At 38.7% G+C, this 18332-nt stretch carries 17 protein-coding genes; 7 read left to right on the forward strand and 10 right to left on the reverse strand.

The genetic code is table 11. The features are described 5' to 3' along the window. From NY607_RS03525 to NY607_RS03545, 5 genes are read right to left on the reverse strand one after another with little or no spacing between them, the layout of a single operon-like run. A complete protein-coding gene (locus NY607_RS03525) occupies positions 1 to 1479 on the reverse strand; it encodes a cytosine permease (RefSeq protein WP_259419158.1) in 1479 nt (492 codons plus the stop codon). Positions 1480 to 1510: 31 nt separating this feature from the next. Further along, on the reverse strand, positions 1511 to 2938 hold the full coding sequence (locus tag NY607_RS03530) for a YlbE family protein (protein ID WP_131519723.1): 1428 nt from the start codon (positions 2936 to 2938) through the stop codon (positions 1511 to 1513). Then, positions 2931 to 4484, reverse strand: coding sequence for an acyl-CoA synthetase FdrA (gene fdrA / locus NY607_RS03535; RefSeq protein WP_259419159.1), 1554 nt, complete (start codon positions 4482 to 4484; stop codon positions 2931 to 2933). The genes NY607_RS03530 and fdrA overlap by 8 nt, the downstream gene beginning before the upstream one ends. A 2-nt stretch (positions 4485 to 4486) precedes the next feature. Then, positions 4487 to 5362: an oxamate carbamoyltransferase subunit AllH family protein gene (locus NY607_RS03540; protein ID WP_259419160.1), complete on the reverse strand. Its 876-nt coding sequence runs from the start codon at positions 5360 to 5362 to the stop codon at positions 4487 to 4489. Positions 5363 to 5394: 32 nt separating this feature from the next. After that, on the reverse strand, positions 5395 to 6003 hold the full coding sequence (locus NY607_RS03545; RefSeq protein WP_081011059.1) for an ankyrin repeat domain-containing protein: 609 nt from the start codon (positions 6001 to 6003) through the stop codon (positions 5395 to 5397). A 214-nt stretch (positions 6004 to 6217) separates the two neighbouring features. Between NY607_RS03545 and NY607_RS03550 the strand changes: the two genes are divergently transcribed. The 4 genes from NY607_RS03550 (at position 6218) to NY607_RS03565 (ending at position 11587) form a co-directional block, all read left to right on the forward strand. Further along, positions 6218 to 7936 carry a PucR family transcriptional regulator gene (locus tag NY607_RS03550; protein ID WP_259419161.1) on the forward strand — a complete coding sequence of 573 codons (1719 nt, stop codon included), beginning with the start codon at positions 6218 to 6220 and terminating at the stop codon, positions 7934 to 7936. A 131-nt stretch (positions 7937 to 8067) separates the two neighbouring features. Next, positions 8068 to 9825, forward strand: coding sequence for an ABC transporter ATP-binding protein (locus tag NY607_RS03555; protein WP_310794741.1), 1758 nt, complete (start codon positions 8068 to 8070; stop codon positions 9823 to 9825). Positions 9826 to 9839: 14 nt separating this feature from the next. Further along, positions 9840 to 10517, forward strand: coding sequence for a response regulator transcription factor (locus NY607_RS03560; RefSeq protein WP_131519718.1), 678 nt, complete (start codon positions 9840 to 9842; stop codon positions 10515 to 10517). After that, the gene (locus NY607_RS03565) at positions 10514 to 11587 is read left to right on the forward strand and encodes a sensor histidine kinase (protein ID WP_193767299.1); all 1074 of its coding nucleotides are present in this window, start codon (positions 10514 to 10516) and stop codon (positions 11585 to 11587) included. Before NY607_RS03560 ends, NY607_RS03565 begins: the two co-directional genes overlap by 4 nt. A 24-nt stretch (positions 11588 to 11611) precedes the next feature. Here the strand turns inward: NY607_RS03565 and NY607_RS03570 are convergent, their stop codons facing one another. Beyond that, positions 11612 to 12199 carry an NAD(P)H-dependent oxidoreductase gene (locus NY607_RS03570; RefSeq protein ID WP_054550751.1) on the reverse strand — a complete coding sequence of 196 codons (588 nt, stop codon included), beginning with the start codon at positions 12197 to 12199 and terminating at the stop codon, positions 11612 to 11614. Between the two features lie 121 nt (positions 12200 to 12320). Between NY607_RS03570 and NY607_RS03575 the strand changes: the two genes are divergently transcribed. Together NY607_RS03575 and NY607_RS03580 are read left to right on the forward strand one after the other, a co-directional pair. Beyond that, entirely contained in the window at positions 12321 to 12758 is a 438-nt protein-coding gene (locus tag NY607_RS03575) for a MarR family winged helix-turn-helix transcriptional regulator (protein ID WP_131519717.1), read from the forward strand. A gap of 524 nt (positions 12759 to 13282) precedes the next feature. After that, a complete protein-coding gene (locus NY607_RS03580) occupies positions 13283 to 14089 on the forward strand; it encodes a YqcI/YcgG family protein (RefSeq protein WP_259419162.1) in 807 nt (268 codons plus the stop codon). Here NY607_RS03580 and NY607_RS03585 read toward each other — a convergent pair. Both NY607_RS03585 and NY607_RS03590 read right to left on the reverse strand, forming a co-directional pair. Next, positions 14036 to 15349, reverse strand: a complete 1314-nt coding sequence (locus tag NY607_RS03585; protein WP_259419163.1) for an amino acid permease — start codon at positions 15347 to 15349, stop codon at positions 14036 to 14038. The two genes, NY607_RS03580 and NY607_RS03585, sit on opposite strands and share 54 nt — an antisense overlap. A 17-nt stretch (positions 15350 to 15366) precedes the next feature. After that, positions 15367 to 16302, reverse strand: a complete 936-nt coding sequence (locus tag NY607_RS03590; RefSeq protein ID WP_131519714.1) for an arginine deiminase family protein — start codon at positions 16300 to 16302, stop codon at positions 15367 to 15369. 187 nt (positions 16303 to 16489) lie between these two features. On the opposite strand from NY607_RS03590, the gene NY607_RS03595 reads away from it, so the two are divergent. Continuing rightward, positions 16490 to 16618, forward strand: a complete 129-nt coding sequence (locus NY607_RS03595; protein WP_227744828.1) for an NUDIX domain-containing protein — start codon at positions 16490 to 16492, stop codon at positions 16616 to 16618. A 281-nt stretch (positions 16619 to 16899) separates the two neighbouring features. Here NY607_RS03595 and splB read toward each other — a convergent pair whose 3' ends face one another. Both splB and NY607_RS03605 read right to left on the reverse strand, forming a co-directional pair. Next, positions 16900 to 17928: a spore photoproduct lyase gene (gene splB / locus NY607_RS03600; protein WP_112117699.1), complete on the reverse strand. Its 1029-nt coding sequence runs from the start codon at positions 17926 to 17928 to the stop codon at positions 16900 to 16902. A 12-nt stretch (positions 17929 to 17940) separates the two neighbouring features. Then, complete coding sequence (locus NY607_RS03605; protein WP_004232790.1) at positions 17941 to 18165, reverse strand: transcriptional regulator SplA domain-containing protein; 225 nt, start codon at positions 18163 to 18165, stop codon at positions 17941 to 17943. Between the last annotated feature and the right edge of the window lie 167 nt (positions 18166 to 18332).

Here is an 18332-nt window from a genome sequence, read left to right on the forward strand (position 1 = left end):
CTACACCCCTACTTCTTTTTCTACACTATTTTGAACATTTTGCTGATTAAATTTATATAACAGCGTATATAAAATGAATGACACGATCAGTCCGCTAAAGAAAGCAAAGTTATTTAGCTGTACTAAAAACGGCACACTTTTCAGGAAAGCACCTGACATTGGTAAGAGGAAGCTTATTAATAGAACGATACATGCTACGATGTTATAGCCAGATTTATAAGCTCCATTATGACCTTCTTCCACATACATCATAGATAAATCTAAACGTCTTTTACGCTCGATAAAGAAGCTAGACAACATAATACCTGCAATCGGTCCAAACATAGAGCCTATAAAACTATAAAAGAAAAATAACGTTTCTGTACTCGATACTAGTTTCCAAGGCAAAATGACTGTGCCAATAATCGCTGTTAAAATACCTGCTGTTTTGACCGTAAATACTTTAGGGAATAAAGTTGTCATTTGTAATCCAGATGGTAATAAATTACCAAAAACTACAAAAGCTGTTGCGCCTACATTTAAAGCTAAAATTAATACAATTACTGAAAAGGGATTTTGAATTTTATCAATAGCATCTACAATATTAAAAATTGGTTGCCCAAAAGCAATTTCTGTCCCTGCTATTAAACTAATACAAGTAATCGCAAATAATAGAAATGAGCCGATCATACCGATGGATAAGCCATAGATCATTGCTTTTGGCGATTTAGCTCTATGCGTAAAATCTGCAATATTTACAATTGGACCAGCCCAGTTAGACACCAATGCGCTAACACATGCAATAAGGACCAATGGACTTTCCATCGTTGTAGAAGGCTTATATGCTAAAATTGGTCCAATTCCTCCAGCAATATTAATTGCCCAAATCGCTGCGCCAATAATGAAAATATAAACAATCGGTGATGAGTATTTACCGAAGACTGTTAGCATATCCATGCCACCTAAAAAAAGTAAAACTGTAATTACCCATAAAATAATATAAGAAATCATAGTCGGAACATCTAAGCCAAAAATAGTGAAGTCTCCACCAATAGACATATAGTTCGGAATGAATCTTGCAAATAATACATTAAGGGATTGAGCGCCCACAACGGTCGTCGTACCAAAGAATACAACCCCAGCAATCAACCCTCGACATAACGCTGGAATAATAGAGCCTTTTACTCCAAATGAATCTCTTAGTAATATGGCAAACGGAATGCCATATTTAGAGGCGGAATATCCATTTAAGCAATAGCCTGCTGAGACGATTACTGCTGAAAGCATAATGGCTAAGAGAACTTGATTAACTGATAATCCTAAGACAAAAAACCCTGCAACCGTCATATAAGACATAATATTGTGAACTGCGCCCATCCACACGGTAATGTAGTTAAAGATTCCCCAGTCTCTTTCCTGAGGACCTTTTGGTAAAAGTTCTTCCGAATAGCCAAGTGCTCTATAATCTTGATTGGACTGTTCAATTTTTGCGTGTTCCATAGAAAGCTCCTCCTACTTATAGGAAGTGGGCTTAAGCCCACTTCTCACTAATTGTAATTAATGCTTTTTCAAAAGCTTCCATTGGAGGATTTGTGATACCAGCACCAATCATACCGATTCCAGCCTCTTTATGTGCGATAGCTGTATTAATAATTGGAAGAATACCTGATTGGATGACTTTGCGAATATCAATACCAGTAGGAATTCCCATGAAGTTTAATAATGGAATGGTAATATTTTGGTTTTCTGTCGTCGTAATTTCTTTCATTTTACGAGAATAACCAATTGCTTCATCCACTGTTCCACCTACTAAAGCAACGATTGCTGGTGCAGTAGCCATTGCGAAACCACCAATACCGTAAGTTTCTGTAATAGCACTATCCCCTATATCAAGACCTGAATCCTCTGGTTTGTAGCCAGCAAACATCGGTCCGATTACTTTTTGTGCTGGGCCAGTAAACCATGTATTACCTGGCATGCCACTAATACGAACACCAAATTCTACACCGTTACGTGCCATTGTTGTCACGACAGTACTATATTCGATTCCATGTGCAGCATCTAATGCACATTTACAGCATGCCATCCATGTAGGACCTGAAAAATAATCACTACTTGCCACGAAATCAAATACTGCTCGCTTCTGTTCAACAGGATAATCTGTTTCTAAGATATATGGTGTCAATGCTTGAATTAATAAGCTTGTACCTGCATTATTACGGTTATGACATTCGTCACCCATGTGGAGCGCTTGTGCAAGCATTAATCGTAGATCGATGCCGTCTTTATTTAATTTCATTGCATCACGTAAAATTGGTCCTAACACATCACGCATCCATATTAATCGCTCGACAACGCTGTCATCGTTGGCACCCATACGCAAGATTTTTGCCATTTGCTCACTTAAATTTGTATAGGCGATATTGCCATACGTTTTATTTTCAACGATGTGCATAAACATCGAAGCAGATGTTACCCCAGCCATTGAACCAACGGCATTATGCTCATGACAAGGTGAGAATGTGATTTCTCCTGAAGCCGCTACCACTGCTGCTTCTTCTAAGTCTTTTGCTAATCCTTCGAATACAAGTGCACCCATAACAGCGCCTTGCATTGGGCCATTCATGTTTTCCCACGTAATGGGTGGTCCTGCGTGTAAAATTGTTTTTTTCGTCATGCCAGGCACAACATTGATGGCTTGATCGAAACCAATCAGCACTGGTTGAGAGTTCACAATTTTTTCCACTGCAAGACGATTTGCTGCTTCGATTTTTTCAGCAAGTTCTGCTTTATCGATTTTGTTTAGTGCTGCAATAATTTCTGGCTTACCTCCACCTGGTGGTGACCACTCTAGGTGTGTAGCACTTGCATTTTGTGCTAATATATCATCCTTAAAAAGTTCAATACCTACGTTAATGACGTTAATTTTACTTGTAAAAAGTTCATTAATCTTACTCATGATTTTCTCCTTTCAACACCATTTCTCTAGCAAGTAATCCTGCATTTGTACTACTGCTTGCATGTGTAACACCTGCATCAATTAATTTTTTCACTTGCTCATCTATGTTTGGCGTATCTAAGTCTGTTCCAAGGACATACCCAATGATCTCTAAATGTCTACCTTCTTTTTCAGCAAATTGTTTAGCTTCAATGATGGCTGGAAGCATAACACCTACTGGGTCTTCATGAGAGCCAAAGCCTAATACGAAGTCCATCACAATGACACCAACTGTCGGATCTTTTGCTTCTTGTAAGAAGCGCTCAATGCGAGAAGACGGATCGATCATTGGATGTGGTTTACCATTTGTAAAATCATCATCACCGAAGTCAATGAATGTATGTTCCTGACTCACATTGATATCTTTCAATAAGAAATCAGGATTTTTCTGGATGTTACTGTAAACGTTATCGATTTTTTCCATTGCTAGATACATAGATTCATCACAAAGCGTACCGCCACAGAATAACCCACGAATGTATTTTTGTTCTGGTGCTAATTTTGCACGGACCTCTTCAACTAATGGAATGTTAAGTGCACGTTTGTTAATGCCTGCTTCATCAATACCTGCTAGTAAGACTGCTTTTAATGCTGCTTCTTTCGATGTTTTAGCAAATTGTCCACCAGCTGCCACTACCGCCTCTTCATTACCACCGATAAAGTAAACCACTACTGGTTTGCTGCATTCTTTGATTTGTGCGAGCACCTTTTTCTCAATACTTGCTTCAGGTGGCTTCGATACTAGAACGATCACTTTTGTCGCTTCATCCGCATCTAGTGCTTTAATGCCATCAAGCATCATAATGCCGCCTACTTCTTTACTTAAATCTCTTCCGCCAGTACCGATCAGTTGTGTGATTCCACCACCGAAGTCATGAATACGAACACTTACCTCTTGGCTACCTGTACCAGATGCTGCTACGATACCGATATTGCCTTTTCTCACAGCGTTGGCAAAGCAAAGACCTGTATTACCAATAATGGCCGTACCACAGTCTGGCCCCATCATTAATAGACCTTTTTCATGTGCTAAAGTTTTTAATTCTACTTCATCTTCAACGCTTACATTATCACTGAACAGCATCACGTGTAGATCATTTTCAAGTGCTTTGCGTGCTTCGCGAACGGCAAATGCCCCATTGACAGAAATGACCACAAAGTTTGCATCAGGAATTCCTTGTGCAGCTGAATCAATCGTTGCATATTTAATATCACTTTTTGCTTGTGCTTTATCTTTATTTGTTAGTAATTCTTCCACTGCTAGGTAAGCGCTTTCTGTTTGATCCGCATTAGCAGTTTTAACAATAATCATTAAGTCCCCTGCTGTTGCCTCCTCCACTTCTGGCGTCATCAAACCAACGTTACGAATGACTCCTTTGTTCATCTCCGTACCCATACCAATAATTGCTTGCTCGACGCCTTCAATTTGATTCGCTTTTGTAGATAGTGACATCAATGACACTGAATCAAAATATGTGTTGCGCTTAATTACGACTTTAATACTCATCATTATCCTCCTAATTTTATATTGGCTTCTAAGCCACTTATCAGCCCTAAGGCAATATCTGTTCCTGAGGAGGAGCCAATAGCAAGCACCTTTCTCAGAGCCTCAATGGATTCCACTTCTGTGCCATATAAAATGGCGTGTATGAATGAACAGATGGACTCCCTTACTTGTCCATATGCTGCCTTCTTCAATGTTGTAAAGCTAATCTCATTGGTCAAAGGCTGAATCACTTTGATGACGCTTTCACACAAAGGTTTATACATAGAACACGGGCTATTTTGTAAGTGAATGATAGCAAATAAGCCTACTAAAAAATCATCCCCTGATGGTGTTAGCCCTGGCCCCAAGCCTACTAAATCAGCTGCATATGCCTGAAAACGATCCAAACGTTGATTCAATATTTCCTCATAAAGTAAAGTTGTGCGCTGCTGTAATAATCTAGATGTCTCTGCTTCAAATTCACTGATGGGAGAATCATTACGTTTTATGCCGCCGCCTTTCCCATGTAAATCAATGAATTGTTTAACACGAATCATATTCATTTTTAAGCGTGTACAATTTGCTGGATAAATAGGTAGCTGACATTGCCAACGAGAGGCGGTAGGGATCGCTATTATTAATTTTTCTTCTATTAATAGTTGATTATGGCGAACCGATACCCTGTCATGTTGCTGAATGCCCAGGTGATCCAATGTATCAAGATCAATGACAAGTGTATTGGGTGCCCGATCCATTGCCTTCGTAGCAAGTGTAAAAATTTCATCATTACCATCACTCCGTATATTTAAGGCATGTTTAAACACGCTGTGAACCGTTCCCGTAAACGTCTCCACTATTTGCTGCAGGAAATAATCATCACCCAATTTGGCATGTATCATATGTACACCCTCTTTATGTCGTAGGAGTACTACTATTTCGCTCCTGCTTCTAGTAGAATTTTTTCAATTTCAGTAAATCCTTTTTCTTTAGCCATTGTTAATGGTGTCACACCATATTGATCCACTAATTGTGTATCTGCTCCATGTTCTACTAATAGACGAACTATTTCTTGTTGCTTTTCTCCCCCATCATTGAGAAGAATGGCTTCAATCAATGGTGTCCATCCACAAATATTTGTATGGTTGACATTGATGTCTGTAGTCGTTACAAGTTCACGAACTACCTCAACAAAGCCCTTCTCACTTGCTGGATGAATCCCTACACCGCCAAAGCGTGTTAAACGCTCTAAATCTGTGTTTGCTTGTAGCATTATTTTCACAAGCTCTAACTTTCCATTTATACATCCATACAAAAATGGGTTTAAACAAATTTGATCTTGAAGGTCAATATCTGCCCCTTCCTGAATTAAAAATTTTACTGTTTCTAATTGATCATTCATCGCAGCAAGTAAAATTGCTGTACGTTTGCGCTTATTTTGAGAATTAATATCCACACCTTGTTGTAAATAACCTTTCAGAGCGTTATTATCACCTGCTTCAGCTGCAGTTAAAAATTCTGAGACCACATTCATATCTACCAATTTCATTCCTCCATTTCTCTGACCTATTGTTCATTTCAACTAAAAAGAAATAAACCGCGAGAATGTTACTACTTTCACATTTCCGTCTTACAAGCTTTATTTTATTCTCTTATGCCGTAGATATCATTGTTTAGCAAAACCAAAAAGAATGTAGATCATTTAGGCAATATGTACAATGTTTTGTGATAAGATTATGGCGAAGGAGTGAAATCATTTGCTAACAATTAAAGATATATTAGAGATAAAGGCACTTGAAGGAATTAAAATTGTTGCTGGAGAGCAAGGAATTCACAATGAAATTGCACTTGTGAACATTATCGAAAATCCCGATGCATTTGATTGGCTGACACCGAATGAATTACTGTTAACGACTGGTTACATCTTCCAAGATGACGAAGCCTTACAAAATAAAATTATCCAAGAAATCTCTAAAATCAATTGTGCAGGCCTTGTTATTAAAATGAGACGCTATTTACAAAAGACGCCTCAAAACATGATCGATATTGCCAATCAGCATGGATTGCCGTTATTAGAGTTACCTTATAATTACACCCTTTCCAAGGTCATCTCGATTATCAATGAAAAGGCATCTGGCCGTTATGATCTATTAAATAGAAAATCTTTGGACATGCACAATACGCTATTTAAGGTGGCGCTTGAAGGAGGAGGCATCGAATCTATTTCCTCTAAGTTAGCTGAAACAATTAATAACCCGATTATTTTTTTAGATAATGACTGGAATTTACTGCATTATACAGATCTTGATACGAATCCTGTGCCCCTTGCCTATGGCATTAATTTAAAGAAGAATCGTCCAACATTTTCAAAGGATTTTATAAATACCATTCCGAATGATCTCAATGAAATGCAAAAATCCATTACACGAATCTATCAATTAGAAGATCTAGCCGTAAAATGTAGAATTCTTCCTGTTGCAGTAGCCAACTATATTTATGGCTATATTGTCATTTGGCAAACTGTACGGGATCTGAATGAGTTTGATTTCATCGTTTTAGAGCAAGCCTCCACGATTGTGGCACTAGAAAGGATAAAACAGAAGGAAATTGAGGGTGTACGTCTAAAGATTAAACAAGAGTTTTTTGATGATTTATTGACTGGAAAAATCACTTCGCTTGAAACGCTACAAACACTATGCGATCTCCACGGCTTAAAGATCAACCATAAATATTATTGCATCGTCATCTCTATTAGCCATGAAAATTTGCAAAATCAGCATGATTTAATTTCTAGAAAATACGAAACCGATAATATTGCAAAAAAATGTATGAATTTAATTTATGAGCACTCTAGCACAATTAATGGGGAAATTACATGCCTTTATCGCAACAATCAAATCATTATATTAGTTGGACAGCAAGACAACAAACAAGATTTCACGCTCAATGAAACAAAGCAATACGCAGAAAACATTCTCCTATTATTAGTACAGCAACATACGCAAAGCTCTTTCTTAATGGGAATTGGCAAAGAATATAAACATATACGTTTTGTCCATAAAAGCTTTGCAGAGGCACATGAAGCTCTCCGTCTTATGCACCGCTTCGAAGAGCGTGGGGCAGTGGCTCATTATGCAGATCACTCCATTTATCATTTTTTAGATTCGAATATTAATGAAGTGCAGCTAAAGGACTTTTTCTTAGAAAGCTTGGGTTCTGTCTTTGAGCATGATCTATTACATGGGACAAGCTATCTACTTACATTAGAAAATTACTTTATTAATCATATGAATCTAAGTGAAACAGCCAAGGAAATGTTTATCCATCGCAATACGTTAATTTATCGGATTGAAAAGATTAAAGAAATTTTAAAAACCGATTTAAAAAGCTATGAGGAGCTGTTACAAATCCAGCTAGCCTTAAGAATCTATCGCTTGCTTGGTAAGTCTTTATACCACGATGAATTTGCAGACTAGTATCAAAAGGTGGTGATCGCATCACCTTTTTTGATGACCATTCATTTCATATTCAGTTCATAAACGCATGCTATAGTAAAGCCATAGAAACGAAATACATTGTTTTCAGACAATGAAGGAGGCTTATTTCTTTGCAAGAAACATCAAATGATATATCTAAACAAAAAGATTGGCGCCGTTTTATACAATTAGTAAAACGTGCCGAACCACCGATTTGGCTACTTGTCATCGCTTTAGTGATGAGTTTAGCAACGACAGGTGTAGGGTTTATTGTTCCATTATTTACAAAACAATTAGTGGATGGCTTTTCGTTAGAATCGCTTAATTATTGGCAAATCATTATACTGGGTATTGCCTTTATCGCACAGGCTATTGCCAGTGGATTATCCATCTATTATTTAAATAGAGTTGGACATCATGTTGTGGCAAAATTACGTGACCAGCTATGGAGAAAGCTGTTGCATTTACCAATCCCTTATTATGATGAACATGATACTGGTGAAACATTGAGCCGTGTTACGAATGACACGGCGGTTGTGAAAGAGCTGATAACAGAGCATTTAGCAAACTGTTTATCTGGCGTTATCTCCATAATAGGTTCTATTATCATTCTTCTATTTTTAGATTGGAAAATGACATTAGTCATGCTGATCGCCGTACCACTGGCAATGGTGATCTTAATGTTGCTAGGGCGACGCATGTTTGTGATTTCAAAAGGGATGCAAGATGAAACAGCGAAATTTACGTCAGTATTAAATCAAGTATTACCTGAAACACGCCTAGTCAAGGCTTCAAACGCTGAGCAAATTGAATATGAGCGTGGAAAAAAGGGCATTACGAATCTCTTTACATTCGGCTTAAAAGAAGCAAAAATCCATGCGCTGATCTCCCCGCTGATTTCATTCGTTCTGATGTCTGTGCTTGTAGCTATTATTGGCTATGGTGGTGTCCGTGTTTCCTCTGGAGAGCTGACGGCTGGCGATATGGTGGCATTTATTTTATATTTAATCCAAATCATTATGCCAATGACGCAATTAACGATGTTCTTTACCCAGCTCCAAAAAGCCATGGGTGCTACAGAACGAATTAGTGCATTGCTTGAATATGAGGAAGAACATATTGATGAAGGCTTAACAGTAGAAAAAGTAGATCAACCCATTTATGTTAAAAATGTTGATTTTTCTTATGGTGAGGAGCCCATTTTATCCAATATTAATTTCACAATTGAACCAGGCAAAGTAACAGCCATCGTTGGACCAAGTGGTGGTGGTAAAACAACCACATTTTCACTGCTAGAACGATATTATCAGCCAACGAACGGCAGTATCACACTAGGAGATACACCAGTCGAAACTTTTTCACTCCACTCTTGGCGCAGTCAAATCGGCTATGTAGCGCAGGAAAGTGCCCTGCTCTCAGGTACGATTCGAGAAAACATTTGCTATGGTATAGACCGTGAAGTGCAAGATGATGAGCTAGAAAAAGTGGCTAAAATGGCCTATGCAGATCAATTTATTAACGAGCTTCCAGACAAGTTCGATACTGAAGTTGGAGAACGAGGCATCAAGCTTTCAGGAGGACAACGTCAGCGTATCTCTATCGCAAGAGCGCTCTTACGTAATCCGCAAATATTAATGCTGGATGAGGCAACATCAAGCTTAGATAGTAAATCAGAAATTTATGTACAAAAAGCATTAGACAACTTAATGCAAGGACGCACAACACTAGTCATTGCGCACCGTTTATCGACAGTGGTAGATGCCGATCAAATATTGTTTATGGAGAAAGGGCATATTACAGGCTGTGGTACACACGAAACACTCTTTGAAACACATGCTATGTATCGTGAGTTTGCCATGCAGCAATTACGCATTAAAGATGTTGAATAAAGGGGTTTGTTGAGATGACAAAACTATTAGTCGTGGATGATGATGCACATATTCGCGAATTGGTAAAAGTGTTTCTACAAAACGAGGGCTTAGAAGTAATAGAGGCTATCGATGGTGTCGATGCACTGTCTAAATTAGACACTGAGAAAGTCGATATGGTCGTGATGGATATTATGATGCCCAACATGGATGGCTGGGCATTATGTGAGGAAATACGTTCATTCAATACAGATCTACCAATCCTTATGCTAACAGCTAAAGGAGAAACCTCTCAAAAAATCAAGGGCTTTCATTTAGGGACAGATGATTATCTTGTGAAGCCATTCGAGCCTGCCGAGCTAATCGTACGTGTTAAGTCTATTTTAAAAAGATATCGTATCTCCCTTTCTCAAGTTGTAGAGGCTGGAAATGTCAAATTAAATCGCCATACACATGAAGTGGAAATGAACGGCGAGACGATTCTACTTCGTTTGAAGGAGTTCGAGCTATTATTTACACTTGCAAGCTATATTGGTAAAACCTTTTCCCGTGAACAATTAATCGAAGAAATCTGGGGCTACGACTATGAGGGAGATGAACGAACAGTTGATGTCCATATCAAAAGAATACGAGAACGCTTTCCACAGGAGACGAGTGGCTTTGTCATTCGCACCATTCGGGGCCTTGGTTACCGCTTGGAACTAGGCACATGAGAAAACGAAGATTCTTGTTAAGATTAGCGATGGTCTTTTGCCTGTTTCTGATTGCAAACACTGTTTTCGCTTTTATTTCCTATCATGTAACTTCATGGCTGTATGGACGGTTAGGAACTGAGCCTCATGGATTTTGGCTACAACTAGCAACAGTGATTGGGGTGTTTGCACTTTTTGCCTGTTCAGCTGCCATTATCTTTTTAATCGGACTAAATCGACAACGTAACTATTGGGATACGATTGTAGATGCATTAAGCCGCATGGCAAAAGGTGATTTTGATGTTCAGCTGGATTTGAGAGCAGATGAGGAGGATCAATTTGGGCAATTGATTCATGGTATTAATCATATGGCTGTTGAGCTAGGTGAACTGGAAAGAATGCGTCAGGAGTTCATTTCCAATGTCTCCCATGAAATTCAATCACCTTTAACGTCTATTAATGGCTTTGCCAAGGCTTTGAAAAATATTAACCTGCCTGAAGAAAAACGTCAGCATTATTTAGCTATAATTGAATTAGAAAGTAATCGTTTATCAAAAATTAGCGACAATTTACTCAAGCTAACTTCCTTAGAATCGCAGCATCATCCATTTGAGCCTATAACTTATCGACTCGATAAACAACTACGCAATGTTGTGCTGGCACTAGAACCGAATTGGTTAGCCAAACAGATTGACTTTGATCTCGATCTTGATAACCTGAGCATCACTGCAGATGAGGATTTGATGAATCAAGTCTGGATGAATTTACTGACAAACAGTATTAAGTTTACACCTACCAATGGAACCATCTCATTATCTATGAAAAAGCAGTTCGACACGATAACCGTGATGGTCCAAGATACTGGTATTGGCTTAACCGAAGAACAACAAAAGCATATTTTTGAAAGATTTTATAAGGCCGATCAATCGCGAACTGCTGGAGATGGCGGTAGCGGATTAGGGCTAGCCATTGTCAAAAAAATAATTGAGATGCATCATGGAACCATTGCTGTAGAAAGCAAAATAGCAGAATATACAAGATTTTTGATTACTGTCCCCATCGACAGTACGCCAACTCATGCAAACGACTAACCCCGTCTGCATGAGTTATTTTTTCTAGTATGCTACTTTACTAAAGTATCGATATACTTTATTTAGTTTCTGCTGTTGCTTCCCCTTTTTACTTTCCATATTACCAAACTCAAAAAACTTCACTTTTTTCATTCCAACAAATTTAAACAACGCCCTTTTCATTAAAATTTTATGTGCATTGTTCAACCATAAAAATGGATAATTGGTTGGCCCCTTCATCGTGGACACACAGACTACAGATTTCCCTTTTAAAAGACCCTCTGGAAATAACCCCTTTGTATCTCGATAAGCAAAATTTGCTGCAAATAATTGGTCGATATATCCTAACAGCATGGCTGGAGGTCTCCCCCACCAGATCGGATAAACAAATACAATTTGATCTGCCCAAGAGAGCTGTTGGCGGTATTTTTCCATTTTCGGATCCCGATACATATCACGACGTCGTTTATGTTCATGGAAAATTAAGCGTGGATCGAACTCTTCTTCATATAAATCTAGTATCTGAATCTCCTCGATGGTAGGATTCTCTCGACACCCCTTTATCACTTCTTGTAAAAAAGCATAATTTAAACTTTTATGGTTGGGATATGTATAAACAATTAACGTTTTCATTGTGCGCCTCCTCATTACTTATCATTTGATAATAAAATAATAGTTCAGTTCATTTTAGTTGTCAAATGATAATTGTTTTAGGACAAGTTATTTGTTATCTTGACAGTAAGAGGTGATCCCATTGAATAAAAGCGCTTTATTTCATCAGTTTGTAGCTTTTACAGCCACAATCCATCAAGTGACACATGATCTCACACAAAATGTTACCGCTGCGAATATCACACCGCTACAATATAAAATTCTTGAATATATTAAAGTAAGCCAACCTGTCACACCAACCGAAATCAGTGAATGTCAGCATATGTCCTTACCCAACACAAGCCGTGAACTTCGGAAATTGCAGGAACGGCAGCTAATCGAAAAATTTAACGACACAGTCGACCGCAGAAAACAGTATGTCCGTTTATCCAAAGAGGGTGAAAAAATGATGGAGGAGGCATTTGCCTGTATCGAAGAACGCTTTTTACAGCTTATTCAACACGCAACCCAGGATGATCTAAAGGACATCCAACATGCTCTAACCATTTTAGAGGAAAAGGTTTTACAGCAAAACGGCTAAGACCATGCTGCTTTTCGGGTGTGGTGATCGCTACTATTGGAGAAGCAGGAGGCGAGATCTTTTTTGACTGAAATTGCTCTTGCTTTGGTTTGAAGTGATCATTTTTTTCAAAACCGATCTTTTCTTTGCTCGAAGTGATTATTTTTTGTTCAAAACCGCTCTTTCCTTTGCTCTAAGTGATCACTTTTCAATCGCTACCGCTCTTTCTTTGGTTTAAAGTGCTCGCTTCTGATTCAAAGCCGCTCTTTTATTGGCTTGAAGCACTCTCTTTTCATGCAAAGCCGCTCTTTCCCTGGTTCGAAGCGCTCTCTTTTACTTCAAATTGCTCATCTCCTTGCTCGAAGTGATCACTTCTAAATCAAAACTGCTCATTCTTCTTTATGGAATGATTCATCTTACACGCAAAAAGGTTAGCCGTAATTTGACTTGAATCATTAAAAATCTTTAGTGTCACGCACCACAGATTCGTAACCACTTTGTCTTTTCTTTAATAGTATAAAGGTGAGTAGAAGGAGGAGTCTCAAGTGGAAGTAGTAGTGTTTGATCGGGAGTGGATTGAAGAACAGTTTGATACACTTCCATTATGGCAACGGTCAGCCTATACAGATTTTGCTGCCACGATTGCGGATGAAGCAAATACGTTTCCGTGTATACCAGCAAGAATGGGCTTTTTATCAAACCATTTGCGCTATAGTTTTGTCGGGGATCCACGGGAAGAGCAATCGATTAAAATGTTAGCACAATGCTTAAAGGACTATACGAAAGCATCACGAACTTTCGGGAAGTATACAACTCTTACTGTGTTCTTTCATACCCCTCACGATATGCAAGATAGCTTTGAGGTAGCAGATTATCAGCAGTTATTTTGGGCCATATTAAATAATTTAACCAATTTGGATGAGATGAATTGGCCTGAAGGAATACCAATGGAGCCTACTCACCATGAATGGGAGTTTTGCTTTCATGGTGAACCCTATTTTATCTCTTGTGCAACACCAGCCCATAAATTGCGAAAAAGTCGTCATTTTTCCACTTTATTAATGGCCATTCAACCCCGTTGGATATTCGATGATATAAACGACACCACAGCCTTTGGGCGAAAAATCAAAAAGCTCATTCGTCAGCGGATTGCAGACTACGACACAGTCCCAGGACATCCAGATTTGAAATGGTATGGGCAAGAAGATAGTTATGAATGGAAGCAGTACTTCTTAAGTGATGATAACCATAGTCCATCCAAATGTCCTTTTTTAAGGATGTCTCAGGAAAACGGTTCATTACGTAATGTTTTTTTGCCTTTTCACAACAATCCAGGTCGCCACACTGATTAAGGCTATAAAGAGCAGGCTCACATAAAAACCGAGTCTGCTTGTTTTTTCACCTAAAGTTCCAGATACCGTCACAGCAATGAGCAACATCCCCATAGCATTCTTTACATGCCCCCACTTAGTTAACTCCATGAGCTTCCAGTAGGTCACTAAAATAAAAAGCCAATTATAGATCAACATTAAACCCGCCGCTGTAATCAAATATTCAAAGATTTTTTCTGGCATCAAAAAACCAATTACAATCGTCATTACTAGCCCACTCGTTAAAAATAAAAAGGCTGGAAAAGGAACTTTCATTTTTCCTTTCTTTGCAAGGACTGCCGGTGCATCATGATCCTCTGCAAGTGTAGTGAGAATGGTGATCACCGCGTAAAGCGAGGCCACCATCGTTGAAAAACCAGCAATGATTAGCACACCATTAAAGATATCTGCCACAAAAGGGATATGGTGTCCTTGAAGCGCTGTAATAAAAGGACTTTCATCAATCGAAAAGTCTTTCCACGAAACGAGTACTATTGCAAGGGCGATGGCCATGATAAAAATAACGGTAATCACGATCAGCATAATTCTCCCCGCTTTTGGTGCCTCTTTTGGATTTTTCAAATCGATGACCATTAAACCCATCACTTCAATTCCTCCGTAGGCATAAAAGGCATAAAGTAATCCGAGCCAAATACCTTTTAGTCCTTGTGAAAAAAATGCTTCATAATTAGCTTGAAGTGAAGCCATTGTAGTAGATGGTGTACCTTTCATGATGATGACCACTGCTACAATAATGAACATAATGATGGCAGCTGCCTTTAAGGCACCGAAGATATTTTGGAAATTTTCAAAGCCCTTCATGCCTGTGAGAATAACGACTAAACCAATAGCAGCATAAATCGATGCAGCAATCCACAGAGGCAGTGCCGGAAACCAAAATTTCGTAAAAATGCCGAGCGCCATCAGCTGGCTTCCCATGATTAATAGCTCAGAAATCAAGTACACCCAGCCATTGCTAAATCCAGCCCAGCGTCCAAAGGCTTGCTTGGCATAGGTACGAAAAGAGCCTTTATCTGGATTTTCCACAGACATTTTAACAAGTGCATCATACACGATATACGTACAAATGGCCGCTAATAAAAAAGGAATCAATACCGCAGGCCCACTTTTATGAATGGCCATACTTGTCCCAAGAAAAAAGCCCGTTCCCAAAGTACAACCGATTCCAAGAAGCGAAAGCTGCCACCAGGCCATACTTCCTTTAGCTGATTTTGAAGTCATTTGTTCTCAACCCTTCGTTACGTTCTTACCAATGGCAATGTCATACATCGAATGCCACCACCGCCTTTTTCAAGCTCAGTGACATCAACTTCAAGCAAGTTTTTATTCTTCAGCAGTGGATGCGCCAATAATTGTTGTTGTGTTGCCTGCTTGCTTATCAACAGTGTTTCAGGATTCAGGTTAATAAAGTTGATGTCTGGAATGGTCTTATACGAGTTCAGCCAGTAAACATCCAAACCATGACGCTTTAAAAATGACTCTAGCATATCAAAACGACTGCTTTGAGCTGTTAACACCTGAATAGGAAAATGGCGTACAAAGCTTTTAGCAACAACCAGATTTGCGTTTACAACATTACAATTCATATCTAAATGCAGCGTATCATTGCTTTTCGGTAAATCAATTATGGCAATTTCAGAAAACCCCTCTTGAAAAATGCCTTCCTTTAAGCCTTCGATAGCTTCTATCGATGTTCTCATTCCAAGATTAATAAGCACAGCATCTTTATTTAAAATTAACAAATCTCCACATTCGAAGGAATGAAGCGGCTGCAAATTAGCTTTCCATTGTTGTGGTAACCATTTTTCTAATAGTGAATGTGCAAGAGGGTACTCTGGTTTTCTAAGTGAACTTCCAGCATTTCCAAGTAAAAGCCGATTCCCAATGACACAGGCTAGGTCACGCACAAAATAACGATTGAGGAGCTGCTCACTTAATAGCTGCTGATCGTGGGCTAGTTCTCTTGCATAATCAAGTACATGTACCCCTGCGTTTTCGAATGTTGTCTTTAATGCCATGAAATTATCCATAGCCTTCTGATGGTTGACCGTATCACTCCAACCAACCTGCTCTGCTATTGTTAAATCCGTTACATCTACGAGTGAAGGTGCACAAAGCATCACTACTTTCAGTTCGCCATATTCTGACCAACAATTTAGTTGAAATGAATCCATTCAAGTATTCTCTCCTTCTTCACAACAATCTCTGTTAGCGTTACCATTGACTTTCAGATTATACAAGGACCATAATTAAGAAGAATTTACCAATTAGAATCATTTAGAGAAAGGGGTGTCATTATGGAATACTATAAATTTTTAAGACAGTATGTAGGACACCAACCCATTATTTTTACCTGGTTCGGTGGTTCTCATTCTTAGTACTGAAAACGAAATATTACTACAAAAAAGAGATGATGGTGGTTGGGGGCTTCCTGAAGGATTAATGGAATTAGGCGAGAGCTTAGAGGATACGGCCAAAAGAGAGGTATAAGAAGAGACAGGACTAGCCATCACAGATTTACAGTTACTAGGTGTTTTTTCTGGCCCGGATTGTTACCTAAAGTTTCGAATGGGGACGAATTATACGCAGTTACAGCAGTCTTCTCTACAAGAAATGTGCTTGGTAATTTAGTGATTGATTACAATGAATCAGAGACTATGCAATATTTCTCCCTTTTCCATTTGCCAAACAATTTAAAAGATCGTCGATTTATTGAACCATATATCGCACAATTAATTTAGAGAGAAAACATGCCGTTTTCTCTCTTATTGTCATGTAAAATATTCTAATTTTGCTTGAGGGAAAAACTTCTGCATATAGCCATACAAATGTTCCTTAATGTCTTCTTCTTCCTCTTTTTGATAAATATATTTACCAATGCCATATTTGCCCCATTTATATCGTCTTACCGTCTCGTCGAGCTCTAGCTTCGTCATTGGATAATTTTTTTCAATCACACGCTTTGCAGGCTTTGTAAAGCGATGTTGAATAAATTCAAAGGTGATGTCATCGCGCACATCCTTTGGCAATTCAGCGTCCAATCGCTCAAACATATGATAATAGCCCTCCTGCCAGCCATCATGAAGATAGATTGGCGCAACAATAAATCCGAGTGGGTATCCAGCTCTTGCCACTTTCCCCGCAGCCTCAATGCGCTTTTCCAATGGTGATGTACCTGGCTCAAAGTGCTTAATCACATAATCAGCATTGACACTAAAACGAAACCTTGTACGACCATTATGCTTGGCATCTAATAAATGATCCACATGATGGAATTTCGTTACAAATCGTAACTGACCTAGCTCACTTTGTCCAAAATGCTCAATGGCACGCTTTAAGGTATGTGTAAGATGATCAATTCCTACAATATCAGAAGTACAGGATGCCTCAAAGCGAGTGATGTCAGGTGCTCGTTCAGCCATATAGTGATCGGCCTGTTCTAGGATTTCATCGACATTGACATAGGTCCTAATATAAGGTTTGCTGCCCATTGTTGTTTGTAAATAGCAATAATGACAATGCCCCATACAGCCAGTCGCAAATGGGATGGCATATTCCGCTGATGGCTTAGATGTATCAAACTTTAATGTTTTTCGAATACCCACTACTAAGGTCGATTTTGCTACCCGATACTTTTGAAAATCATTGTCTCCAGGAAGGTTTCTCACTTGATTATGGGAAGTTGTATAGCGAATTTCAATTCCCATCTGCTCAAACTTCTCTTTTAGCTCCTGACCTAATGGATACTGGAGGGCATCTGGCTCAAAATAAACAAGCTGAGGGGTAAATGGCTTTATCATATGAGTCCTCCCTTAATGAAAATACTGGTGATAGGCCTGTTCAGCCGCCATCTCGCTTGCAAAAATCACCATGTCATTTGTGATTGGATAATAGGTTTCAAATAAAAATAGCGCTAGCTCCTCTGGTTTTTCTGGATGATAAACGACTGCCGCTTCCTGTATATTCGTTACATCTTGAATATGTGGATTGCGGTAAAAAATATAAACAATATCACCCACATCAAATGGTTGTTGCATCTCTTCACCTTCCTCTGCCTTTCCATTAGTTTGGTGAAAGTGTATAAAAAATATGTCATAAAAAATTTAGTTGGTAATATACATACAGTCGTGCGGTTATTTCATCAGGTATCTAGGAAAATAGCATAATACAGAATTTTTTAATAATTTGGTATAATCAAGAAAAG

It is taken from the genome of Lysinibacillus sp. A4 (genome assembly GCF_024919535.1).
GTDB classification, from domain to species: Bacteria; Bacillota; Bacilli; order Bacillales_A; family Planococcaceae; genus Lysinibacillus; species Lysinibacillus capsici.